We start from the raw sequence: 23,527 nt of genomic DNA on the forward strand, positions 1-23,527 counted from the left end.
TCGCACCCGATTAGAAAGATAAAGAGACAGCGAGAGGGAACATGAAACAAACGATGATCGCGGCAACGATGACGGCGGCCGCCACCCTGGTGATCGCCACGGCAGCCAGCGCACAGATTTCCGTGCCGGAGCAGGAGACGGCGGCACCGGCTGCGCCGCCACCTGCGGAAGCGGCGGCGCCGTTCGACGCACCTGCCGCCGCGCCTGCGCCGGCGGCCGCCGAGGCCGCCGCGCCCCTGGACACGATCACGCTGCCGGAGCAGCAGGCGGCCGAGACGCCAGAGCGCGATCAGACGCGCGAACGCGGTGGCCTGGAAGAAGTCATCGTCACCGCGCAGCGCCGCGAGCAGAGCGCGCAGGACGTGCCGGTGTCGATCACCGTGCTCGACGCGCAGCAGATCTCCAACGCCAACATCACCAACTCGTCCGACCTGGCGACCTATACGCCGTCGCTGTCGACCAACCAGCGCTTCGGCCCGGAATCGGCGACGTTCGCGATCCGCGGCTTCACGCAGGATCTGCGCACCACCGCTTCGGTCGGCGTGTACTTCGCCGAAGTGGTCGCGCCGCGCGGCCAGAGCTCGCAGACCTCCGGCGACGGCGCCGGCCCCGGCGAGCTGTTCGATCTGGAAAACGTGCAGGTTCTGAAAGGCCCGCAGGGCACCTTGTTCGGCCGCAACACCACCGGCGGCGCGGTGCTGATCGTGCCGAAGAAGCCGACCGATGCCTACGAGGGCTATCTGGAGGCCTCCGGCGGCGACTACAACCTGAAGCGCATCCAGGGCGTGTTCAACGCGCCGCTGTTCGACAACTTCAAGCTGCGTCTGGGCGTCGACAGCAATCATCGCGACGGCCATCTGCACAACTACACCGGCATCGGTGCCGACGACCTGGGCAACGTCAACTACACCTCGGGGCGCCTGAGCGCGCTGTGGGACATCACCGACAGCGTCAACAACTACACCATTTTCAGCTACGCCTATTCCAAGACCCACGGCAGCACCTCGACGCTGTATCAGTGCAACCCGAGCCTGCAGGGCAATCCGTTCTACCTGTTCGTCGGCCAGCAGTGCCAGCAGCAGCTCGACGACGCCAAGGCCGCCGGTAACGGCGGGTTCTACGATCTGGCCAGCACCATCGAGACACCGTTGAACCTGCAGAAGACGCTGCGCGCGATCAACACCACGACCTGGGCGATCAACGACGAGCTGCATCTGAAGAACATCTTCAGCTTCGCGCACCTGCACACCGAAAACGGCTCGGACATCTTCGGCACCCAGTTCCACTACGAACTCGCCGGCGTGCCGGTCGACCTGAACCCGAATCGTGAATTCAAGATCGGCATTTCGGTGCCGAATCCGGACGAGCCGGTGACCAGCCAGCAGACCTTCGTCGAGGAACTGCAGCTGCAGGGCACGTCCTTCGGCGGCGCGTTTGAATGGACCACCGGCGCCTACTTCGAAAAGAGCCTGCCGGACGGCTTCTCCGGCAACAACTCGATCGCGCTGGTGTCGTGCAATCTCGCCAGCGTCGAAGGCCAGCCCTCCGGCTACGACTGCTTCGATCCGCTGGGCGGCGCGCTCGGCGGCCTGCTCGCCCAGCAGTACAAGACCACGTATCTGAACCGTGCGCTGTATGCCGAAGGCACCTGGAACTTCACCGACAAGTTCGCCACCACGGTCGGCATGCGCTACACCTGGGATCACACCGAGGGTTACGGCATCAAGACGCGCTACACCTATCTGCTCGCAGCCGAACTGCCGAACAGCCCGACCGTGTCGGAGAGCCATCCGGAAGTCAGCAGCCAGGCGCCGACCGGGCAGGTGCAGTTCAGCTACAAGCCGATCAAGGACGTGATGACTTACGCCAAGTACGTGCGCGGCTATCGCCAGGGCAACGTGATCCTGGCGGCCGATCCGGGCATCGACACCTTCGAGCCGGAACACGTCAACAGCTACGAAATCGGCACCAAGACCAGCTTCCGCGGCTGGATCCCGGGCCGCTTCAACGTCGCCGCGTTCTACAACGACCTGACCGACATGCAGTTGCAGTACGGCTATGTATCGAGGGACTCGCAGACCACGACGACCATCGTCAACGCCGGCAAGGCGCGCATCGGCGGCGTCGAGGTCGAGGCCTTCCTGCAGCCGCTGCCGGGTGTGATCTGGGCAACCTCGTATTCCTACCTGAATACCAAGCTGGTCAAGTTCGACACCAACCAGCCGGCCGTCGAAGCGGTGGCGATCCCGGGCACGGCGACGCCGATCGCGGTCGAGGGCGACACGCTGCCGTTCGCGCCGGATCACACCGTCGTCACCTCGCTGACCTGGTCGCTGCCGCTGCCGGCGGAGATCGGCAACGTCGATGTCGGCGCGACCTACGTCTACACCGGCAAGCGTCGCTCCTCGGCCACCGGCTCCAGCCCGGACGACGTGCTCGATCCGTTCGACCTGCTCAACGCCAACATCAACTGGACGTCGATCTTCATGTCGCACTTCGATGTGTCGCTGTTCGCGACCAACATCCTCGACGAGAAGTACACGACGTATGGCTCGGGCACCTACTACACGTTGGGCTTCGACTCACGCGCCGTCGGCCTGCCGCGCATGATGGGCGCACGTCTGCGCTACAACTTCGGCGACTGATCACTTCGCGGGGGAGCGGCAACGATCGCGGTCGTTGCCGCCGCAAGGGGGATTGGCGGCGTCACCTGACGAGGTGACGCCGCCATTTTTTTTTAGGCGTGTGGCGGCGCGTCCCTGCCGCGTCATTGCGTCCCGCCATCGACATTGTTACGCGTTGCCCCGCACCGGTGGCTGGCCGACACTGCCTTGCATGACCGCCGGGTCAAAGCCACGGCGCGCACGCGACAGGAGAACGCAAAATGGCAAAAGGTCTGTTCGACCTCGGCGGCAAGGTAGCGGTGATCACCGGCGGCAACAGCGGCCTGGGGCTGGGCTTTGCGCGCGGCATCGCCAGGCAGGGCGGCGACGTGGTGATCTGGGCACGCAACGAAGAAAAGAATGCGAGCGCGAAGCAAGAGCTGGAAGCGCTCGGCGTGCGCGTCGCGACGCGAGTCGTCGACGTATCGTCGGAACAGCAGATCGTCGCCGGCTATGCCGCGGTGCTGAAGGACTTCGGCCGCGTCGACACGGTGGTCGCCAACGCCGGCCCGCCGCCGGCTTCGCAGTCCTCGCTGACCCTGTCCACCGAGGACTACCACCGGTTTCTCGACGTGGCGCTGCACGGTGCGTTCTACACCTTGCGCGAAGGCGCACGCGTGATGGTCCAGCGAGCGGAAGCCGGCGAACCCGGCGGCTCGCTGATCGCCTGCGGCAGCCTGTCGATGTTCAAGGGCCTGGCCGGCAAACCGCATTACGCCGGGTCCAAGGCCGCGGTCGGCGCGATCATTCGCGGCATGGCCGCGGAGTTCGGCAAGCACGGCATCCGCGCCAACGTGATCGCACCCGGCTACATCAAGACCGGCATGACCGGCACCGCCGACGAGCTCAGCCCGCTGGACAAGTACATGCTCGCCAAGAACGCGATCCCGCGGCCCGGCTACATGGCGGACTTCGAAGGTATCGCCGCGTTTCTGGCCAGCGATTCTTCCGCGTTCATCACCGGCGAGACCATCACGGTCGACGGCGGCGCGATGGTGATGATGTAGCAGTGCCCGGCGGCAGACAGGAGCAAGGCGATGGGACGCGTACTCAATATTCACGAGGTCGACGACTTCCGGCTGGATGACTATCAGCGGCCGGAGCCCGGCGCAAAAGACGTGGTGGTCAAGGTCAGGGCCTGCGGCGTCTGCGGCAGCGATCTGACTTACATCAAGGTCGGCGGCATTCATCGCAAGCCCGGCGGCGTCACGCCGCTGGGACACGAGGCGGCCGGCGAAGTCAGCTATGTCGGCAGCGAAGTCGAGAATCTGTCCGTCGGCCAGCGCGTGATCATCAACCCGATGAACACGCCGAGCCATGTCGGCAGCGGCGGCCCCGAAGGCGCATTCACCGAGGAGCTGCTGGTGCGCGGCGCCAGGTTCGGCGACAGCCTGCTGGCGATTCCCGACGGCCTGCCCTACGACATCGCGGCGATGACCGAGCCGCTGGCGGTGGCGCTGCACGGCGTCAACCGCATGCAGGTCAAGGCCGGCGACAAGGTCGTCGTGTTCGGCTGCGGTCCCATCGGCCTGGGCATGATCCTGTGGCTGGTCGACCGCGGCATCACCGACGTGGTCGCGCTGGACCTGGCAGCGGAGCGCCTCGAACGCGCCCGCGCTCTCGGCGCGCGCGCCGCCTTCGATCCGACCAAGGAGGATCTGCGCGCACGGCTGATCGAGCTGCACGGCAAGGGCCGCGTTTTCAGCCGCGAAACCGTCGGCACTGATGCCTGGATCGACGTCGCCGGCGCACCGAACATCGTCTCCGACGTGGTGCGCATGGCCAAGTTCCAGTCGCGCCTGGTGATCACCGCCGCGCACAGCAAGCCGGTGCCGCTGGACCTGGGCGCGATGCTGACCACCGAAATGACGATCACCACCGCGGTGGGTTATCCGACCGAAATGCCGGACGTGATCGCGGCGCTGCCGCGGCTGCGTGAGCGCGTCGCCAGCCTGATCAGCCATCGCTTTCCGTTCGACAAAGTGGTCGAGGCTTTCGGCGTGGCGGCGTCGCCGCAGTCGGCCAAAGTCGTGGTCGAGTTCGACGCATGAGCGGCGCCGACGCCAAAGACGGCGGCAAGCCGCTGCTGGCCAAGCTGGTCATGGCCGGCAGCCAGCAGACCGAAGCCGAAGCGATCACCGATTTCGTGTTCATGGCCAAGGACATTTCCAACGCCTACCTGATCAACACCGGCGATGGCGACGTGATGGTCAACAGCGGCTTCATGGACAACGCCGAGCGCACCCGCAACCTGCTCGCGCCGCGACGCAGCGGACCGCTGCGCCGGATCATCCTGACCCAGGCGCATGCCGATCATTACGGTGGCGTGCCGGCGCTGAGCGAGCCGGGCACGACGCAGGTGGTCGCCGAGAAGCGCTTCGTCGACAACTGGAACTACTTCGATCAGCTGGCGCCTTTCCTGCGCCGGCGCTCGGCCAAGCTGTGGGCGAACACGCTGAATCGCGGCACCAGACCGCCGGAACCGCCGCGAGTGATTCCGGACATCGTCGTCGACCGTCGCTACGAGTTCGAACAGGGCGGCCGCCGTTTCGAGGTGATTTCCACGCCGGGCGGCGAAGCACTGGAATCGTTGGTGGTGTGGATGCCCGACGAGCGCATCGTCTTCACCGGCAACCTGTTCGGGCCGGTGTTCCTGGCGATGCCGAACCTGGTGACGATACGCGGCGACCGGCCGCGCCTGGTCAGCCGCTACCTGCATTCGCTGGACCTCGTGCGCCGGCTCGGTGCCGAGCTGCTGATCACCGGGCACGGCGATCCGATTCGCGGCGCCGACGCCATTCGCACCAGCCTGGACAAGATGCACGCCGCGGTGTCGTTCGTGAAACAGGCGGTCGTCGACGGCATGAACGCCGGCAAGACCGTGCACACGCTGATGCGCGAAGTCCGTTTGCCGGCCGAGCTGCAGATCGGCGAGTTCCACGGCAATGTGCGCTGGGCCGTGCGCAGCATTTGGGATGAACACGCCGGCTGGTTCCACTACGAGGACTCCACCACCGGCTTGTATGGCGTGCCGCGTTCGGCGGTGAATGCGGATATCGCCGAACTCGCCGGCGGCGCCGCGGCGCTCGCGGCACGTGCGCGCGTCAAACTCGACTCGGCCCAGCCGCTGGAAGCACTGCACCTGCTCGACATCGCCTTGAGCGCCGAGCCGTCACATGCCGATTCGCTGAGCGTGAAAAAGGACGCGCTGCAGCTGCTGCTGAAAGAATCCAGCGGCGGCAACCTGAGCGAGACGATGTGGCTGAAGTCGGAAATCGCCGCGGTCGATGCGGCGATTGGGTCCCCTCTCCCTCCGGGAGAGGGTGGCGCGTAGCGCCGGGTGAGGGACTCTCCGTTACAACCCAGTTTGTGATCGGCAAGGCCCTCACCCCTAGCCCCTCTCCCGGAGGGAGAGGGGAACATTCAAATCACCACACGCCGTTGGTAACCCGCACCACGTACAAACCGCTGTACGCATCGGTGTACCAGATCTCCTTGCGCTCGGGCGCAAACGCCGGGCTGGACAGCGCCTGGTTGCTGGCCGCTGCCGGTATCGGCAGCAGGCGCGGCTGCACCGGCGCGTTGAAATAGGCGATTTCGCGCGGCTTCAGCGGATCGTGGATATCGAACACGCGCAAGCCCGACAGCAGCATGCTGCAGGCGACGATCGGCGGATCGACGCGACTCGGGACGTTGCAGTAATGGCCGGCGTAGCCCGACAGCAGGCTGGACGCGCCGGGATCGTCGGCGAGCGCCGCGCGGTTCTCCGGCTGATGCACTTCGAGGCGGATTTCGGAGGCGACGAAAGGCTGGGTCTCGTCACTGATATCGATGATGCGCGCGGCACCGACCACGGCGCCGTTGGCGGCCGGGATGAACTTGCCGGTCTCGGTCACCGAGAACTCGTCGATGTCGAGCAGGTAGGGCTTGCCGTTGCGCGTGAACGGAATCGCGTTCTGCGGAATGCTGCGATTGCCCCAGTCCAGACGCGCGATTTCGTGTACTTCCGGATCCGGCTTGCGCGCCTGGATTTCGGAGACGTCGAGTACCACCAGGCCGGTATCGGTGTTGATGCCCGAGGCGATATAGGCGCGATTGCCGTCGTCGCTGATGCTCAGGCCATGCGACTTGTAGTCGGTGACTTTCAGCATCTTCGGCCGCGACGGGTCGGCGATGTCGACCGCGGTCAGGGTCGGCGTGCCGGGTGACGAGGAGTAGAACGTCCTGCCGTCCGGCGCCAGGCCGCTTTCGTGACCGAACACGCCGACCAGTGCCGACGAACGCAGCTTGGGATGACGGCAATCCGCGGACAGGTCGTAGACGTCGACGATGCCCGGATACAGCGCCGGATTGCCCATCACCGCGGCCAGAATGCCGGCCTGCTGCGATACCACCAGGGATTCGTGCGGCGACAGCATCGCCGGCGTGATCAGACGCGCGGTCAGCTGCGGCTGCGTCGGATCACTCATGTCGATCACGTTGACGCCGACGTTCGCGTCCAGCACGTTGGTCGGGAACAGGATCGTGGTGTCGTAGTACGCGCACTCGTGGCCGGCCGGGTCGATGTAACGCTCGACCTTGAAGCCGCCGACGCTGCCGATCACGTTGGCTTTCGTATACGAGCCGACCAGCTCGGTATTGCAGGTGTAACCCTGCGCCGCGCGGCCGCTGTCGTGATCGGCCTGGCTGACACGGCCCTGCATGCCGGTCTCGGGCTGCGAGCCGGCACCGCACTGGGCCTTGGGCGTCGCCGCGCTCGACGGCACGACGACCGGCGCCGAGGGCGAACCCGAGCCACAGCCGGCCGCCGCCAGAGCCAGCAAGCTGGCGGCCGCAGTAACACGCAAACGGTGAGCGTCCATCGTCTCTCTCCTGCGACCGACAATTCGATGCCGGCGCGTTCACCGCTGCGCCGGTGCATTGCCGGCGCAGTCGGAGCGATGCGGATTCTAGAACGGCAGCTTGTACAGCTCCGCCGCGTTGCGCTCGAGCACACGCTTCTTCACTTCGTGGCTATAGCCGCCGAGCGTGTCGACGATATGCGCCTGCACGCCCGGATACAGCGAGGTCGGGTGCGGGAAGTCGGTTTCGAACAGCACCTTGTCGACGCCGATGGTTTCCAGCAGCAGCTTCGGCGCGACTTTCTCGAACCAGTACGTGACCCAGAAGTGATCCTTGAAATATTCCCAGGGACGGCGCTTGGCGATGTTGCGCTTGGCGCCCATCATTTCGTCGAACTGGTGTTCGAGCGCTTCCAGCGCGAACGGAATCCAGCCCATGCCGCTTTCGATCAGGCCGATCTTCAGCTTCGGGTGGCGATCGAGACGGCCGCTGACGATCCAGTTGCCGAGCGTCGCGGCGTTGCAGATCGAGAACATCGTCGCGACCACCGACAAGGTCTGCTCGAACGCAAAGCCCTTCCAGGTCAGCGCGGTCGGATCGATGGCGACGTTCAGATGGAAGTTGATCGGCAGCGCCTCGTGCTCGCACAGTTCCAGGAACGAGGTCCAGTGATCCTCGATCAGCGACGGCAGGCCCATGCGCTCGGGCGTATCCGGCACGACGAAGCCTTTCAGCCCGATGTCGGCGCAGCGGCGCGCTTCGGCGTCCATCGCCTTCTTGTCCCAGATCGGCAGATGCGCCAGGGTGAACAGGCGCTGCCCGCTTTCCTGCTGACGCTCGGCGGCGGCGTCGTTGTAGGCCTTGATGATCGCCAGCGCCAGTTCCGGATCGCCGAGCGCCATCAGCGAACCCGGCTGGGTCACGCCGGAGTTCTGGAAGCATATCTGCGCGTAGACGCCCATGTCGTCCATCGCCTGCAGGCGCGCCTTGGTGTCGTGCGCGCCGGCATGGCCTTCGTCTATGGTCTGGAACGCGAGACGGCCGAGCAGCTTGTTGTTGTCGGCGCGGATCACGTTGCCGCCGAGCGTGCCGAAATCGCGCTCGCCGACGAACCAGCGGTCGACGCCCTTGACGCGCTTCACATGCGGCATGCGGCCTTTCAGCGCGGCCGGCGCCTGCTTGATGAACAGGTCCGGCGCTTCGGTGACATGCGTGTCGCAGTCGACGATCTTGATGCCTTTCAGGCTCGGGTCCAGACCCGCGGACTGGGACGCGTAGTCCACTTCGCGAATCATTCCACCGGCCGTATAACCCTCGGCCGACCAGTATTTGCGCGCCTGGTTTGCAAGCTCGTCTGCGCGGTTGTCGTCGCTCATGATGTCACCTCTCGACTCTGTGCTGTTTGCTGGTTGCGTGCCTGCGTTGATGCAGGCGGCTCGTTGTTGTTGATGGGCCGCCGGATCAGGCGGCCTTGGCGTGATGCGAGAACATGCGCATCAGATCGCCGCTGGTGATCGCGCGCGGCGCCTCGCCTTCTGCCAGCGGCGAGGCGCCACCGGAAGACTTGGGCGTGACGTCGACGCCGGCCGCCAGCGCGGCGGCGCGCAGCGCGCCGACGCTGAGTTGTTCACGCGGGATGTGCTTGAACATGTCGAAGCGGAAAAAGCGCATCGCATTGCCGTGCGTGATCTTGGCGATGCGTTCGGCGCTCAGGTGCTGGATGGTTTCCCACAGCCGCTCCGGCACGTTCGGCCACAGCGAATCCGAATGCGGGTAATCGCATTCGTAGGAGACCATGTCCTCGTTGAGGAAATCCAGGTTCTTCAGGCCGAACTCGTCGTCGATGAAGCAGTTCAGGAAATGCTTGCGGAACACCTCGCTGGGCTTGGTGCCCTTGAACCCGGAATGGGTCCAGGCCTTGTGGCGCTCATGGCTGAAGTTGGCGCGTTCCAGAAAGTAAGGGATCCAGCCGATGCCGCCTTCCGACAGCGCGATCTTCATCGTCGGATAGCGCTCCAGCGCGGCCAGGTTCAGCCAGTCGGCGGCGCCGGTCGAGATCGACATCGGCATCGTCGTGATCCAGGCTTCGATCGGCGTTTCCATCGACGCATGCGGCGCCGGGTTGCCGGCGCCGATGTGCAGGCAGATCGCGATGTCCAGATCGGTGACGATCTTCCACAGCGGTTCCCAATAGGCGTTGTGGATGCTCGGCAGGCCCTGCGTGGTCGGATTCTCGTTGATCGAAATCGTCGTGCAGCCCTTGGCGGCGATGCGCTTGATTTCCTCGACGGTGGCCTTGATGTCCCAGGTCGGCACGATGCCGCAGGGAATGAAGCGGCCCGGATAGGCGCCGCACCATTCGTCGATATGCCAGTCGTTGTAGGCGCGCATGTGGATCAGCGCCTTGGCCTTGTCCGCGGCCTTGTGAAAGCGGCCGCCGTCGAAGCCGACGCAGGAGCCGAAGTTAAGCGAGGCGGCGATGCCGTTGACGTTCATGTCGTCGATGCGCGCGTGCACGTCGTAGGTGCCCTTGCGCAGCTGCTCCATCGCGGTCGGTTCCATGCCGTACTCGTCCAGCGGACGGCCGACCACGGCGTTCAGGCCCACCGACGGCATTTTCATGCCCTGGTATTCCCAGTAGTTGGTGCCGTTGTCGCTGGTCATCAGCTTCGGTGCGCTGGCCAGGTCGTCGCCCGACAGATGCTTGTCGAACATGCCCGGCGGCTCGCTGATGTGATCATCGACACTGATGATCACCAGGTCATTCATATTCATACCGCTCTCCTGTGCTCGCTGTTTTGCTCGCGGGGCTAGATTGGCCCGCTAGACGCGGGAATTCAAAAGCATTCCGTCGAGTGGTTGCGCCTTGCCCTGGTTGAAATCGCGAATCACGCCGACACGCCGCGCGATGACGGCCCGCTCGGGCTGAAACGTGTAGCAGTTCGGCGGCATGCGCGAGGCGTCGGACTGATGCCCGATCGGAATGCGCCGGCCGTTGGCGATCATGTTGGCCCAGCGCAGCAGCCGCGCCGCCTCCTGCTGCGGCGCGCTCAGCGTGTCCATCCACGGCCGCAGCTTGTCCAGGGTCATGCCGGCCAGCTCGGCCGGCTCGACGATGCGGAACGAGGCCTCGGCCCAGCTGAGCACCACCTCGCCGTCGCGACGCAGTTCGGCGCGGCGCAGGCCGTCGACCGCGTCCGTCACCAGCACGTCGTAAATCATCGGCTGGGTGTCGAAAGCGTGGGCCGCGGCGAGCTGCGCCAGATCGTGCAGATGTGTGCAGTTGGCCGCCTTGTCGCCGCGCGTGGCGACCGCGTCCAGCGCGACACCGGTGAACGTCTGCTGGAGCTGCAAGGTCGCGCCGGGGCAGGTGCTCCACGGCGCACGCATCAGATCGGCGTCGACCGTGTTGATGGTCTTGCCGTCGTGATGCAGCACGACGCTCATGCAATGGAAATCGTCCTCGACCTCGCTGCGCACCTGGCCCGGCGCCGGCGTCACCCGAAAGCGACGGCGGAAACCGGGCAACGCGGGCGCGCAGGACTTCATCAGAAAATCCCTAGTCCCGCACCAGCAGCAGCGCGGTGGCCAGCGGGCCACCGCCGGAAGCCGCGACCGCGACTTTCGGCTCGCCCCTGACCTGGCGCGCGCCGGCGCTGCCGCGCAGCTGCGTGACCGCCTCGTGCGCGAAGCCGAAGCCATGCAGGCGTCCGGCGCCGATCTGGCCGCCGAAGGTGTTCAAGGGCAGCTCGCCATCCAGCGCAATGCGTTGGCCACCTTCGATGAACTTGCCGCCTTCGCCGACTTCGCAGAAACCCAGCGACTCGATCCAGGCCAGTGCCTGGAAACTGAAACCGTCGTAGAGCTGCGCGGTATCGACATCCGACGGCTTGTAGTCCGTGCGCTTCCATAGATCCCTGCCGGTCGCATAGCAGGCCATCCACTCGGCCTGGTCCCAGCTCAGGCGCTCGACACTGCCGGCCATGGCCTCGATGCGGATCGGCGTGCAGCGTACTTCGTCCAGGGCGTCGCCGGCGGACACGATCAGCACCGTCGAGGCGTCGGTGAAACGGTCGCAGTCGTACAAACACAGCGGCGAGCTGATCATGCGCGCCGACAGGTATTCGTCCATGCTCAGCGGCTCGCGCACCAGCGCGCGAGGATTCAGCGCCGCGTGCGCGCGATCGGTCAGCGCGATCTGCCCCAGCTGCTCGCGTGTCAGACCGTATTTCTTGACGTGGCGCATCGCGTACTGCGCGGTCCAGGTCACTGCCGACAGCGCGTTGAACGGCGAGAACCACTGCGAGTTGCCCTCGCTGCGATCGCGGCGCTGCATCGGATATTCGTCCGGACGCGCCATCGCCGCGGCTTCGTAGACGGTGCGGAAACAAATGACGTGACGCGCCTGGCCGCTGCGGATCGCACCGACCGCCGCCGTCACCGCGCCGAGCTGCGAGGTGATCTCGCCGCCGCCGGCATACCAGCTCGCGCGGATACCGAGCGCGTCGACCAGCTCGTCGGCACCGACTGGCGAAAAGCCCGGCATCGCCGCAACACGGCCCGGATACGTGGAGACGCCGTCGATCTGCGCGATGCTCAAACCAGCCTCGTCCAGCGCCTCGCGCACCGCGTCGACCGTCAGCAGCAGCGGATGACGCGTCAGCTTGACGCCGACTTCGGACTGGCCGACGCCGGTGATGTAAGCCTCGGGAACCTTGCGCGCGCTCATGCGACTTTCTCGAACAGCGGCAGCCAGACGTCGCCGTGCTGCTCGAAGTGCACGCGCACCCGGTCGCCGATATCCACCGCATCGACTTCGCAGCCGATGATGTTCGTCGTCAGGATCACGCCCGGCGCGCCGTCGAGCGCGACTCTCGCGATCACGAACGGCAGTTCCATCGCCGGAAACCATTTCTGGTGATTGACCGTGAACGTGTCGACGACGCCGGTGCCGGCGACCGCAACCGGCGCGACCTTGTCCGACAGGCAATGCCGGCACACCGGCCGCGGCGGATGCACGTAGCCCTTGCAGTCCTGGCACTGATGAATGCGCAGCTCGCCGACTTCACCGCCGGTCCAGAACGCGCGATTGTCCGCGTCCAGCCGCGGCAAGGGACGCGTGGAGGCGGTGTTGTAGCCGGCCACTGCTAGACGTTCCAGACCAGGTTCAGCGTGCTGACGCCGACGACGTGGCCGCAGTGGAAAGTCGGCGGCGTCGCCGGGTCGATGCGAAACTGCGGCAGCCGCGCCAGCATTTCCTCGTAGACGATCTGCAGCTCGACGCGCGCCAGGTGCGAGCCCAGGCAGCGGTGCGGGCCGGCGTTGAACGCGATGTGAGTCTTGTTCTCGCGCTTCAGGTCGTAGGTATCAGCGCCCGGGAACACTTTCGGGTCGAGATCGGCGGCCGGCAGGAACAGCATCGCGCGTTCGCCGCGCTTCATGTCCAGGCCCATGAAGCTCATGTCTTTCTTGACGAAGCGCGGCGGCACCGTGAACGTGTAGCGGCGCAGCATTTCCTCGGTGGCGTCGCCGACCAGCTCGGGATTCTTGCGCAGCTCGTCCTGCAGCGGCAGGTCGCTGGCGAAATGGCGGATGCCGTGGCCGATGCCGTTCATCACCGTGTCCAGCCCGGCGAGGAACAGCAGCACCATGTAATTCTCCATGTCGTCCATCGTCGTCGGCTTGCCGTCGATTTCCGCCTTCCACAGCATGCTGATGATGTCGTCTTTCGGCGCATCCTTGCGTGCGATCACATCGTCGCGCAGCAGCGCGGTGATCCTCCACAGCTTCTTGATGCTGTCCATCGGATCCGGCGTCGGATCGGACATGTGCTCGGCGACCAGCGCGCGGTATTCCTCCATGCGCGACACCGGCAGGCCGAGCATCTTCAGGAACACCACCACCGGCAGCGGCTCGGCGATCGCGCTCATGAACTCGCACCGGCCCTGCGCCGCGACCTTGTCGATCAGCTCGCCGGCGAGCTGGCGGATGCTGTCCTTCAGATCGTTGATGGTCTTGGGCGAGAACACGCGCTGCAGCGGCATGCGGTACTTGCCGTGATCCGGCGGATCGATGTTGATCGGTAGCGGTAGCGGAATGTGCGGCGTCCCCGGCGGCATCCGCGACGACATCGCCTTGAGCTCGTCCGGCGTCGCAAAGCCATTCGAGAAACCGTCCGTGTCACGCGAGGCATTGAAGTTGGCCTCGTGGCTGATCAGCATCCAGTGGCCGCCGTTGCGCGGCGTCCAGAATACCGGCGGCGCGTTCCTGACCAGGTCGAGCACGCGCTTGTGCGGATCGGCGACATAGGCCGGGTCCTTGAACATGTCGAAGTCGTACACCGCCGCGTCGGCGACGTGGGCGGGCTTCGGGACGGCGGGGCTCAGGGCTGCGTTCGTCATCTTGAAAACTCTCCAGCTTTTGTTTGGCGCGCTTGCATGTTGGTGGATCAGCCGCCCATCAGCGAGCGGATGTCGATCTGGCCGGTGGCCAGGCCGGCCATGAAACCGCCGTCGACATAGAAGCACAGGCCGTTGACGTAGGTCGCTGCATCGCTGTTGAGGAAAGCCAGCGGACCGGCCTGCTCCTCGGGCGTCGAGCGGCGGTTGATCGGCTGCGCCGCGGCCTCCAGCACCGAGGCCTTACTGGCCGATTCGAAGTGCGCCATCATCGGCGTCTGCGTCGGGCCGGGCATCGTGCAGTTGATGCGGATGCCCTTCTTGATCAGGCTCTGCGACATCAGCATGGTCCAGGCGATGACCAGTTCCTTGGAGAACGAATAGCCTTCGCGCACCGTGTCCGGATTCTCTTCGCACCATTTCATGAACGCGTCGAAGCCCTGGATGCCGATCGCCTGCATCAGCACCGGAATGCGCCGGCTCCAGCCGAGGCCGCCGTTGCTGGAGATGCTGGCGATGGCGCCGCCGGAAGACATCAGCGGCAGCATCTTCTCGGTCAGGTGACGCGTGCCGGCGAAATTGACTTTCATCACGTCCAGCGCCGGGAAGGTTTGCGGCAGGCCGGCGCAGTTGAACAGCGCATCGACCTTGCCGCCGATTTTCGCCACCGCGGCGTCGATCGACGCCGGGTCACGCAGGTCGACGTTGTTGAACGAGGCCAGGCTCAGCTGGGTCTGCTTGTAGTCCAGGCCGTGCACTTCGGCGCCCAACGACAGCAGCAGCTTGGCCGTGGCCTCGCCCATGCCGGAGAAACAGCCGCTGACGACGACCCGCTTGCCCTTATATCCGAGAAACTCGCTCATCTGGCGCTCCTGCCTTCGCTAAGGTTTTTTTAGATCAATTTTTGTGACGCCGGACGGCCGGGGCCGCCATGCCGCCTATTCTTCTTCGATGAAGATGATGCGTTCCGGGCAGGCGCGCGCGCCGCGCTTGGCGAGCTGCTCCTGGCCTTCGGGCACGTCGACATGATCGACCGCGATGTAGCCGTCGTCGTTCAATGGAAACAGCGCTTCCGACACGTGCGCACAACGCGCGTTGCCGACGCAGGCTGCTTTCTCGATGCGGATCTTCATGGTTCTTCCTCCTGACGCTGTTTGAGTTTTCGCGTCTGATTTTGTCGTCGGGCAACAGGCCGGTCCAGCGGTGACGGACTGCCTCCACGGCGGCGGACGCGGGGCCTGTCGTCGGCTACATTGTATTTGCTGAGCCTGCTAAGTGAATGTATCCTAGAATCGCTGTACCAACAACAGTGTCGACCAGTCAAAGCCGCCCGTCACGGCCCGGTGCAGACAATTAATTGCACCAGGCGGCAAGCCGCCTTGTCCTGTGCAACGGCGGCTGATGACGTTCATGATCGACTGTGTTGATCATGACGCTGCGCCGGTCGACACCGCGCAGGGAATACAGGCACCGGCGGATCGCAAGACCGGCGCCACTAGCGACGTAGCGGCCGCCACCGGCCGCGCGAACGATGGAGGAGCAGCAAACGCATGAGCGGTGCATCGCCAGGTTTCGATCTGCACGGGAAGCTGAGCCTGGTCACCGGCGGCGGCGGCGGTATCGGCTGCGGCATCGCGCTGACGCTGGCGCAGGCCGGTGCCAGGCTGCTGATCGCCGATCGTGACGAAGCCGCCGCGGCACGCAGTGTCGAGTCGCTGCGCCAGCAGGGCCACGAAGCCGATGCGGTGATCCTCGATCTCGCCGACGAGGCCTCGGTGGTCGCGGCCTGCGCCGATCTGCTGCGCCGTCATGGCACGCCGTGGCTGCTGGTCAACAACGCCGGCCTGCAGGATCGCGAGTTGCTGCTGGACACGCGCAGCAGCGAATGGGACCGGATGATGGCGGTCAACGCGCGCGGGCCGATGCTGATGACACGCGAGATCGCGCGCGCGATGGTCGACGCCGGCAGCGGCGGCCGTATCGTCAACATCGCGTCGAACAGCGCGCGCGTGCCCTCGGTCAAAGGCCTGGGCTCGTATGCCGCATCCAAGGGCGCACTGCTGGCGCTGAGCCTGAGCAGCGCGTTCGAGCTGGTCGAGCATGGCATCACCGTCAACAGCGTGCTGCCGGGTGGCGTGATCACGCCGGGCGCGATGGCCGCACGCGGGCCGGCAACCGAAGGACCGGGCCGGCGCAAGCCGCCGCTGGGCATGTGCGAGCCGCAGGACATCGCCGCCGCCGTGCTGTTCTTCGCCTCGCCCGCGGCGCGCTACGTTACCAACCAGAGCCTCACCGTCGACGCAGGAGCCTCTCTGACATGAGCACGCAGACCGAACCGATGACCGATCTCGAGAAGATCAGCGCGCATCTGGCGATCAGCCAGGTCAAGGCACGCTACTGCCGCTTTCTCGACACCAAGGACTGGGATGCTTACGCCGGCCTGTTCACCGAAGACTTCGAACTCGACGTCAGCGAAGGCACCTCGCTGCCGGTGATCCACGGCCGCGATGCGGCGCTCCAGCAGATCCGCGCCTCGATCGGCGGCGCACGCACCGCGCACCAGGTGCATGGGCCGGAGATCGAGTTCCTCGGCCGCGACGAGGCACGCGTGATCTGGGCGATGCAGGACCATTTGCGCTGGGACGCCGAGCGCGTGGCGCGCCTGGGCACGACCGGCCTCACCGGCTATGGTCACTATCACGAGCGCTATCGGCGCCAGAAAAACGGCGAATGGAAAATCGCCGCCTCCAGGCTGACTCGCCTGCATCTCGAGATGCACGCCGCGACCAGCACCTGAGCCACAGCACAATCCGGATCACGAGACCATGGCGTTCTACACCACGATTCATCTGCACAACGTGCCGGCCGGCCGCGAAGCCGACTACGCGGCCTGGTTCGACGGCGCGCACATGGACGCGCTACAGCGCCTGCGCGGCCTGCTCACCGCCGAGCGCTACGAGGTGTCGCCGATCCAGATCATGCCGGACATCCCGCAGCCCTGGCGTTACCTGAGCGTCTACGACTTCGACCTGCCCAGGCCCGCGATCGACCTGCCGGCGCTGGGCCCGCTGATCGACGAGGCGCGAGTCGCCGGCCTGATCGACGACGCCGACGAGAGCGAACGCCTGTACAGCTACAGGATGTATTCGGACTGGAAAATCAGCCCGAACTGGCAGCGCGACCAGCCGCTGTCGGGCGTCAGCATCATCCTCGCCAACTACACCATCGGCCGCTTCGCCGAATACCAGGACTGGTACGACAATATCCACAGCGGAGAAGTCATCAACGTGCCCGGCCATGTCGGCATGAAACGCGGCCAGCTGTCCGAGCTGCAGCTCGAACCCCGGCGCTACTGCCCCGGCGACCAGCTGGTGCTGTGCGCGCAGCAGAGCGACGACCTGCTGTTCACAATCCGTGACTTCTCCGCGCGCGCTGGCGGCCGCAGCCCCAGCGGCGTGGCGATGCTGCCGCGCTCGGCCGCGGGTTCGACCGCGCGCACGGTGCACTACTTCAACAAGATCAGCGGCGAGCGCTGGAAAGGCGGCATCGCCTACGCCGGCGATCTGTCGGTCTATCCGGACAAGCGCTAGCCCTCACCGAATCGCAACAGGAGACCCGAACATGTCCAAGATCATCGTCATCACCGGCGCCGGCGTCGGCCTCGGCCGCGCGCTGGCGCGTCGCTTCGCCAAGGATGGCGACCAGCTGGTACTGCTGGGCCGCACCTTGTCCAAAGTGCAGGGCGTCGCCGATGAACTCGGCAGCAGTGCGATGGCAGTCGAGTGCGACGTCGCCTCGCCGGAATCGGTCAAGGCTGCGTTCGCGACGATCGCCAGGCGCCATCCGAAGATCGACGTGCTGATCAACAACGCGGCGCTGTACGAGCCCTTCCTGATCGCGGAGGCCAGCGACGCGCAGATCATGAACCTGATCACCACCAACCTCGCCGGGCCGATGCTGTGCTCGCGCGAGGCGATCGCGCTGATGGGCCCGGGCGGCCACATCCTCAACGTCAGCAGCGAATCGGTCGGCTTCCTGTTTCCGTACCTGGTGGTCTACCAGAGCACCAAGGCGGGCCTGGATCGCTTCAGCGAAGGCCTGTATCACGAGCTGCTGCCACAGGGCATCCGCGTCACCAACGTGCGTGCCGGCATGATGATGGAAGAAGGCAAGACCTCGAGCTTTGCGCCGGAAATGGCGATGCGCTTCGGCAAGGCGGCAATGGAAGCCGGCCTCAACCTGCGCGAACGCGCGATCAGCCACGTCAACTCGGTCGCCGAGGCCTTCCGTCCGCTGCTCGACCTGCCGCCGGACGTGCACGCCGCCGTCGTGCATCTGCACGCGCGCAAGCGCGGCTGATCGAGCGCGAGCCGACCGATGACAGACGAGACTTTCGATTTCATCGTGGTCGGCAGCGGCGCCGGCTCGATGTGCGCCGCACTGGTGCTGCGTGGCGCCGGCAAGAGCGTGCTGATCCTGGAGAAGGCGGAGCTGGTCGGCGGCACCACGGCGACGTCGGGCGGCGTGATGTGGATACCGAACAATCGCTACATGAAAGCGGCCGGCGTGCCCGACAGCCGTGAGCAGGCGATCGCCTATATGGACGCTGCGGTCGGCGACCACGCCGACAGGCCCGGCGCCAGCCGCGAACGCCGCGCGGCCTTCGTCGACGCCGCGCCGCAGATGATCGATTTCCTTGTCGAGAAAGGCATACGCCTGCGCCGCCTGCCTTCGTACCCGGATCATTACAGCGTCGCCGGCGCCTCGGTGCCGGGCCGCACCGTGGTCTCCGAACTGTTCGACGCCAGGCAGCTCGGCGAATGGCGCAGCAAGCTGCGGCCGGGCTTCCTGCCGCTGCCGGCGAATCTGGACGAGGCGATGCAGCTGCCGCTGATGAAACGCAGCAAGGCAGCCAAGAAAGTGCTGTTTCGCGTGATCGGCCGTGCGCTCGCCGACAAGCTCATCGGCAAACAACGCGTCACCGCCGGCGCTGCGCTGCAGGCGCAACTGCTGAATGCGGCGTTGAAAGCCGGCACCGAAATCCGCCTGCAGTCGCCGGTGACTGAACTGATCGTCGAGGGCGGGCGCGTCGTCGGCGTGATCACGCAGAAAGACGGACAGGCGAGGCGCATCGCCGCGCGCCTCGGCGTGCTGATCAACGCCGGAGGCTTCGCGCGCAACCAGCGCATGCTCGACCAGTACCAGAGCGGCGTGAAAGCCGAGTGGTCCAGTGTGATCGAGGAAGACCTCGGCGAGATGATAGAAGCCGGCCAGAAGATCGGCGCGGCCGTGGCGCAGATGGATCAGCGCGTCGGCATGCAGATCACGCTGCCACCGGGCGCCAAGCGCGTGAAGCCGAACCTGGACACGTCCAAGCCGCATTGCATCGTCGTCGACCAGAGTGGCGTGCGTTACATGCGCGAAAGCGGCGCGCCCACCGACATCTGTCGCAAGATGCTGGAGCGCAATGCGCAGGTGCCGGCGGTGCCGAGCTACCTGATCGCCGACAGCCAGTACATCAACACCTACATGCTCGCCGGCTCGATGCCGGGTCCGAAAAAACCGCAGGCCTGGCTGGACAGCAAGACCTTGCTGAAGGCCGATTCGATCGACGAGCTGGCGACGCAATGCGGCATCGACGCCGCGGCGCTGCGTGCCACCGTCGAGCGCTACAACGCCGGCGCCAGACGCGGCGTCGATGAAGACTTCCATCGGGGCGAACACGCTTTCGACGAATGGTCCGGCGATCCGCTCAAGGCCGACGCCAAGACCATCGGCACGATCGAGCAGGGCCCGTATTACGCGATGCCGATGTATCCCGGCGACGTCAGCACGTTCGGCGGCCTGGTCACCGACACCGCGGCGCGCGTGCTGCGCGCCGACGGCTCGGTGATCGCAGGCCTGTATGCCACCGGCACCTCGACGGCCTCGGTGATGGGCGCGGTCGAAGGCGGCCCCGGCGGCAGCATCGGCCCGACCATGACCTGGGCTTATCTGGCCGCGCGCCACGCGCTGGCCGCTGCCGCCAGCTGATCACGCAGCACACTCAAACACGCTCAAAGGACGAACCATGCAACTGCCAGATTCCCTGCTGTATATCGACGGTAAGCTGCGCCCGGCCCAGGGCGGCAAGACCTACGACAACATCGGCCCCTGGACCGGTGAAGTGATCGGCCAGGCCGCCGACGCATCGGCCGCCGACGTCGACGAGGCGATCGCCGCCGCACGCCGCGCCTTCGACGACACCGACTGGTCGACCAATCGCGAGCTGCGCCTGAAACTCGTGAAGCAATATCGCGACCTGCTGTTCGCCAACCGCGACCGCCTGGTGCAGATCGCGCGGCTTGAAGCCGGCTCGGCGATCGGCGCGGCGTTCCGCGCGCAGATCGACGGCGCGCTCAACGGCGCCGACGGCGTGCTCGACTGCTTCCCGAAAGTGAAATGGGAAGAAGACCTGGGCGTGCGCAACGAAATGGGTTTCGACACCAAGCGCACCGTGCTGCGCGAACCGGTCGGCGTGATCGGCGCGATCACGCCGTGGAACGTGCCGCTGTACGTCAACGTCGGCAAGGTGATTCCGGCGCTGCTGGCCGGCTGCACGGTGATCCTGAAGCCGGCGCCGGACACGCCCGCGATGGGCGCGATCATGGGCGAGCTCGCACTCGAAGCCGGCCTGCCGCCGGGCGTGTTGAACGTGATCACGTCCAGCGATCCGGCGATGGCCGGCGAGATGCTGACCAAGGACCCGCGCGTCGACTCGATTTCGTTCACCGGCTCCACCGGCGTCGGCAAGAAGATCATGCAGAACGGCGCCGACACCCTGAAGCGCGTGTTCCTGGAACTCGGCGGCAAGTCGGCCTTCATCGTGCTCGACGACGCGGCCAACTTCCCGATGACGGTGATGGGCTCGATGGTGGTGTTCCACGCCGGCCAGGGCTGCGCCTATCCGACGCGCCTGCTGGTGCCCAAGTCGCGCTACGAGGAAGCGGTGAAAGCGCTGGAAATGGCCTACGCCGGCTTCGCCAGCAAGTGGGGCCATTTCGACGAACCGACCTGCATCATGGGCCCGCTGATTTCCAAGCGTCAGCTCGAGCGCGTCAAGGGCTACGTCGACATCGGCAAGGCCGAAGGCGCGCGCCTGCTCGCCGGCGGCAACGTGCGCACCGACAAGGGCAAGGGCTTCTTCATCGAGCCGACCTGCTTCGTCGACGTGCGCAACGACATGCGCATCGCGCAGGAAGAAATCTTCGGGCCGGTGCTGGTGGTGATTCCGTACGAGAACGATGACGACGCGGTACGCATCGCCAACGACAGCATCTACGGCCTCGGCGGCGCGATCTTCGGCAGCGAAGAGCGCGCGACCAAAATCGCCAAGCGCATCCGCGCCGGCGCGCTCAGCGTCAACGGCGGCGTCAGCATCACCGGCGACCTGCCTTTCGGTGGCTACAAGCAGAGCGGCATGGGCCGCGAATGGGGCCTGGAGGGCATCGAGGAATTCCTTGAGGTCAAGGCGATCGGCACGCGCGTGATGGGCTGAATCACTTCCCTCCCCCGCGAGCGGGGGAGGGCCAGGGTGGGGGCGTTCGTCACGGCGCGGCGCGGCGCTTTAAAGCCTCGCTCCGATCCCGGCCTTCCCCCGCTTGCGAGGGAAGGAGAAAAACATGAAATCGGGACGTATGAATTCGTGCCGGACCTGCTGACGTACAGTGCTGTTGACCCGCCGCGCAGCTAGCGGATAAGGTCAAAAACCAGGCAAAAGCCATGCATCCGCAAAGCACGGTTGCCGGCGCCTGCGACAGGAGAACGACGCATGCAAGCCGAGCTGCTGTTGCGCGACCAGGTCGCCATCGTCACCGGTGGCGGCGGCGGCATCGGCAGGGCGATCGCGCTGGCGCTGGCCGCGGCCGGTGCCGACGTGGCGATCGGCGACATCATCGCCGAGCGCTGCGAGGAAACCGCGGCGCGGATATGCGAACTCGGCCGGCGTGCACTGGCGCTGCCGACCGATGTTCTCGACACCGACCAGATCCGCAAGCTGGTCGACCGGACCGCCGAACATTTCGGCCGCATCGACATCCTGGTCAACAACGCCGGCGGTGTCAGCCGCCGACCGTTTCTGGAACAGTCGGAACGCTCCTGGCGCAAGCACATCGATCTGAACCTGGTCAGCGTACTGGCGGCGACCTCGGCAGCGGTGCCGGTGATGATTCGTGGTGGTCGCGGCGGCACGGTGATCAACGTCACCAGTATCGAGGCCTCGCGCGCCGCGCCGGGCTTCGCGGTCTACGCCGCCTGCAAGGCCGGCATCAACAACCTGACCCGCAGCCTGGCACTGGAATTCGCCGACCACGGCATCCGGCTGAACTGCATCGCGCCGGACGTGACGGTGACACCCGGCATCCGCGGCAATCACAGCGGACCGGTCGACGAGTCGAAGTGGCTGCATCCGAGCGCCGCGCAGATCGCGGCGATGGGCCGGCGCATTCCGCTGGGCCGCGAAGGCCTGGACAGCGAATGCGGCAGTGTCGCGGTGTTCCTGGCGTCGGCGATGAGCAGCTATGTCACCGGCACGGTGATTCCGGTCGACGGCGGCTCCTGGGCGTCTTCGGGCTGGCTGCGCGACAGCGCCGGCAAGTGGACGCTGACCGGCGACATCGGCTCGACCTGAGCGGCGCAGAAAAAGCACGAGACCGACATGAAGATCAACATCAGCTTGCCGTTCGATCACATCGACAATCCGCAGGAGTTCCTGACGCCGGAAGCAGTGGTCGAGATCGCGCAGTTCGCCGAAAAGCTCGGCTACGACGGCGGCAATGTCACCGATCATCCCTGCCCGACCGGCCGCTGGCTCGACGGCGGCGGCCATCACGCGCAGGACCCGTTCGTGATGCTGAGTTTCGTCGCCGCGGCGACCACCCGATTCCGGCTGCAGACCGGCATCCTGGTGCTGCCATATCGCAATCCCTTCATCACCGCGCGCGCGGTGGCGACGCTGGATCTGTACTCGCGCGGCCGCGTCACGCTGGGGCTGGGAGCGGGCTATCTGAAAGGCGAATACAAGGCGCTCGGCGTCGACTTCGAGCGCCGCAACGACATCATGGACGAATACCTGATCGCGCTGAAGACCGCGCTGAGCAGCGAGGAATTCACCTTCAAGGGGACCGGCTACGAGGCGCTCGGCAATCGCACGATTCCGGGCGCCGTGCAGAAGCCGCATCCGCCGCTGCTGGTCGGCGGCAATTCCAAGCGCGCGATCCGCCGCGCCGCCGAACTCGCCGACGGCTGGTATCCGTTCTTCACCGGCGCGCAGCTGTCCAACACCGCGCGCACCGCGGCGATGAACACCGAAGAGGACCTCGCCGGCGGCCTGAGCTATCTGCGCGAACATTGCGACAGGATCGGCCGTCAGGACAAGCCGACGGTCGTGCTCGGCAGCCTCGTCGCGCCCGGCGAGAAACCCGCGCCGGCCGAGCTGATCGACAGGATCGGTCAGTACAGCGAAATGGGCATCAGCGGCTGCGCCTACGGCCTGATCGCCGGCACGCGCGCCGAATGGCGCGACAAGGCGCAAAGCTTTGCCGAAAACGTGCTGTCGAAAATCGACAACGGCTGAGCCGGCGTGCG

At 65.9% G+C, this 23,527-nt stretch carries 21 protein-coding genes; 12 read left to right on the top strand and 9 right to left on the bottom strand.

The genetic code is table 11. From position 1 onward, the window contains the following. Positions 1 to 41: 41 nt before the first annotated feature. The 4 genes from ACQZF9_RS19465 to ACQZF9_RS19480 all read left to right on the top strand — a co-directional run bounded on the left by ACQZF9_RS19465 (position 42) and on the right by ACQZF9_RS19480 (position 5,997). Positions 42 to 2,645 carry a TonB-dependent receptor gene (locus ACQZF9_RS19465; RefSeq protein ID WP_428310625.1) on the top strand — a complete coding sequence of 868 codons (2,604 nt, stop codon included), beginning with the start codon at positions 42 to 44 and terminating at the stop codon, positions 2,643 to 2,645. Between the two features lie 239 nt (positions 2,646 to 2,884). Further along, complete coding sequence (locus ACQZF9_RS19470; protein ID WP_428310626.1) at positions 2,885 to 3,670, top strand: SDR family NAD(P)-dependent oxidoreductase; 786 nt, start codon at positions 2,885 to 2,887, stop codon at positions 3,668 to 3,670. A gap of 30 nt (positions 3,671 to 3,700) precedes the next feature. Then, a complete protein-coding gene (locus ACQZF9_RS19475) occupies positions 3,701 to 4,714 on the top strand; it encodes a zinc-dependent alcohol dehydrogenase (protein ID WP_428310627.1) in 1,014 nt (337 codons plus the stop codon). After that, a complete protein-coding gene (locus ACQZF9_RS19480) occupies positions 4,711 to 5,997 on the top strand; it encodes an MBL fold metallo-hydrolase (protein ID WP_428310628.1) in 1,287 nt (428 codons plus the stop codon). The genes ACQZF9_RS19475 and ACQZF9_RS19480 overlap by 4 nt, the downstream gene beginning before the upstream one ends. A 94-nt stretch (positions 5,998 to 6,091) precedes the next feature. On the opposite strand, the gene ACQZF9_RS19485 is transcribed toward ACQZF9_RS19480, so the two are convergent. The 9 genes from ACQZF9_RS19485 to ACQZF9_RS19525 form a co-directional block, all read right to left on the bottom strand. Next, complete coding sequence (locus tag ACQZF9_RS19485; protein WP_428310629.1) at positions 6,092 to 7,525, bottom strand: LVIVD repeat-containing protein; 1,434 nt, start codon at positions 7,523 to 7,525, stop codon at positions 6,092 to 6,094. Positions 7,526 to 7,612: 87 nt separating this feature from the next. Beyond that, positions 7,613 to 8,881: an amidohydrolase family protein gene (locus ACQZF9_RS19490; RefSeq protein ID WP_428310630.1), complete on the bottom strand. Its 1,269-nt coding sequence runs from the start codon at positions 8,879 to 8,881 to the stop codon at positions 7,613 to 7,615. Positions 8,882 to 8,966: 85 nt separating this feature from the next. Further along, positions 8,967 to 10,280 (bottom strand): amidohydrolase family protein, encoded by a 1,314-nt coding sequence (locus tag ACQZF9_RS19495; protein ID WP_428310631.1) that lies wholly within the window; start codon positions 10,278 to 10,280, stop codon positions 8,967 to 8,969. A gap of 48 nt (positions 10,281 to 10,328) precedes the next feature. Beyond that, positions 10,329 to 11,054 (bottom strand): DUF2889 domain-containing protein, encoded by a 726-nt coding sequence (locus tag ACQZF9_RS19500; protein ID WP_428310632.1) that lies wholly within the window; start codon positions 11,052 to 11,054, stop codon positions 10,329 to 10,331. A 10-nt stretch (positions 11,055 to 11,064) separates the two neighbouring features. Continuing rightward, a complete protein-coding gene (locus ACQZF9_RS19505) occupies positions 11,065 to 12,234 on the bottom strand; it encodes a thiolase family protein (RefSeq protein ID WP_428310633.1) in 1,170 nt (389 codons plus the stop codon). Then, positions 12,231 to 12,650: a Zn-ribbon domain-containing OB-fold protein gene (locus tag ACQZF9_RS19510; RefSeq protein WP_428310634.1), complete on the bottom strand. Its 420-nt coding sequence runs from the start codon at positions 12,648 to 12,650 to the stop codon at positions 12,231 to 12,233. Before ACQZF9_RS19510 ends, ACQZF9_RS19505 begins: the two co-directional genes overlap by 4 nt. 2 nt (positions 12,651 to 12,652) lie before the next feature. Further along, positions 12,653 to 13,906, bottom strand: coding sequence for a cytochrome P450 (locus ACQZF9_RS19515; RefSeq protein WP_428310635.1), 1,254 nt, complete (start codon positions 13,904 to 13,906; stop codon positions 12,653 to 12,655). A 47-nt stretch (positions 13,907 to 13,953) separates the two neighbouring features. Further along, positions 13,954 to 14,766: a coniferyl-alcohol dehydrogenase gene (locus ACQZF9_RS19520; RefSeq protein ID WP_428310636.1), complete on the bottom strand. Its 813-nt coding sequence runs from the start codon at positions 14,764 to 14,766 to the stop codon at positions 13,954 to 13,956. 75 nt (positions 14,767 to 14,841) lie between these two features. Continuing rightward, entirely contained in the window at positions 14,842 to 15,036 is a 195-nt protein-coding gene (locus ACQZF9_RS19525) for a ferredoxin (protein WP_428310637.1), read from the bottom strand. 417 nt (positions 15,037 to 15,453) lie between these two features. Between ACQZF9_RS19525 and ACQZF9_RS19530 the strand changes: the two genes are divergently transcribed. The 8 genes from ACQZF9_RS19530 (at position 15,454) to ACQZF9_RS19565 (ending at position 23,516) form a co-directional block, all read left to right on the top strand. Beyond that, complete coding sequence (locus ACQZF9_RS19530) at positions 15,454 to 16,224, top strand: SDR family NAD(P)-dependent oxidoreductase (RefSeq protein ID WP_428310638.1); 771 nt, start codon at positions 15,454 to 15,456, stop codon at positions 16,222 to 16,224. Beyond that, positions 16,221 to 16,700, top strand: a complete 480-nt coding sequence (locus ACQZF9_RS19535) for a nuclear transport factor 2 family protein (protein ID WP_428310639.1) — start codon at positions 16,221 to 16,223, stop codon at positions 16,698 to 16,700. Before ACQZF9_RS19530 ends, ACQZF9_RS19535 begins: the two co-directional genes overlap by 4 nt. 28 nt (positions 16,701 to 16,728) lie before the next feature. After that, complete coding sequence (locus ACQZF9_RS19540; protein ID WP_428310640.1) at positions 16,729 to 17,493, top strand: hypothetical protein; 765 nt, start codon at positions 16,729 to 16,731, stop codon at positions 17,491 to 17,493. Between the two features lie 31 nt (positions 17,494 to 17,524). After that, positions 17,525 to 18,262: an SDR family oxidoreductase gene (locus tag ACQZF9_RS19545; protein ID WP_428310641.1), complete on the top strand. Its 738-nt coding sequence runs from the start codon at positions 17,525 to 17,527 to the stop codon at positions 18,260 to 18,262. Between the two features lie 18 nt (positions 18,263 to 18,280). After that, the gene (locus ACQZF9_RS19550) at positions 18,281 to 19,936 is read left to right on the top strand and encodes an FAD-dependent oxidoreductase (RefSeq protein ID WP_428310642.1); all 1,656 of its coding nucleotides are present in this window, start codon (positions 18,281 to 18,283) and stop codon (positions 19,934 to 19,936) included. Between the two features lie 37 nt (positions 19,937 to 19,973). Beyond that, positions 19,974 to 21,440 carry an aldehyde dehydrogenase family protein gene (locus ACQZF9_RS19555; RefSeq protein WP_428310643.1) on the top strand — a complete coding sequence of 489 codons (1,467 nt, stop codon included), beginning with the start codon at positions 19,974 to 19,976 and terminating at the stop codon, positions 21,438 to 21,440. A gap of 273 nt (positions 21,441 to 21,713) precedes the next feature. Then, entirely contained in the window at positions 21,714 to 22,571 is an 858-nt protein-coding gene (locus tag ACQZF9_RS19560; RefSeq protein ID WP_428310644.1) for an SDR family NAD(P)-dependent oxidoreductase, read from the top strand. Positions 22,572 to 22,598: 27 nt separating this feature from the next. Continuing rightward, positions 22,599 to 23,516: an LLM class F420-dependent oxidoreductase gene (locus ACQZF9_RS19565; RefSeq protein WP_428310645.1), complete on the top strand. Its 918-nt coding sequence runs from the start codon at positions 22,599 to 22,601 to the stop codon at positions 23,514 to 23,516. Positions 23,517 to 23,527 lie beyond the last annotated feature (11 nt).

It is taken from the genome of Hydrocarboniphaga sp., assembly GCF_965279055.1.
Lineage (GTDB): Bacteria > Pseudomonadota > Gammaproteobacteria > Nevskiales > Nevskiaceae > Hydrocarboniphaga.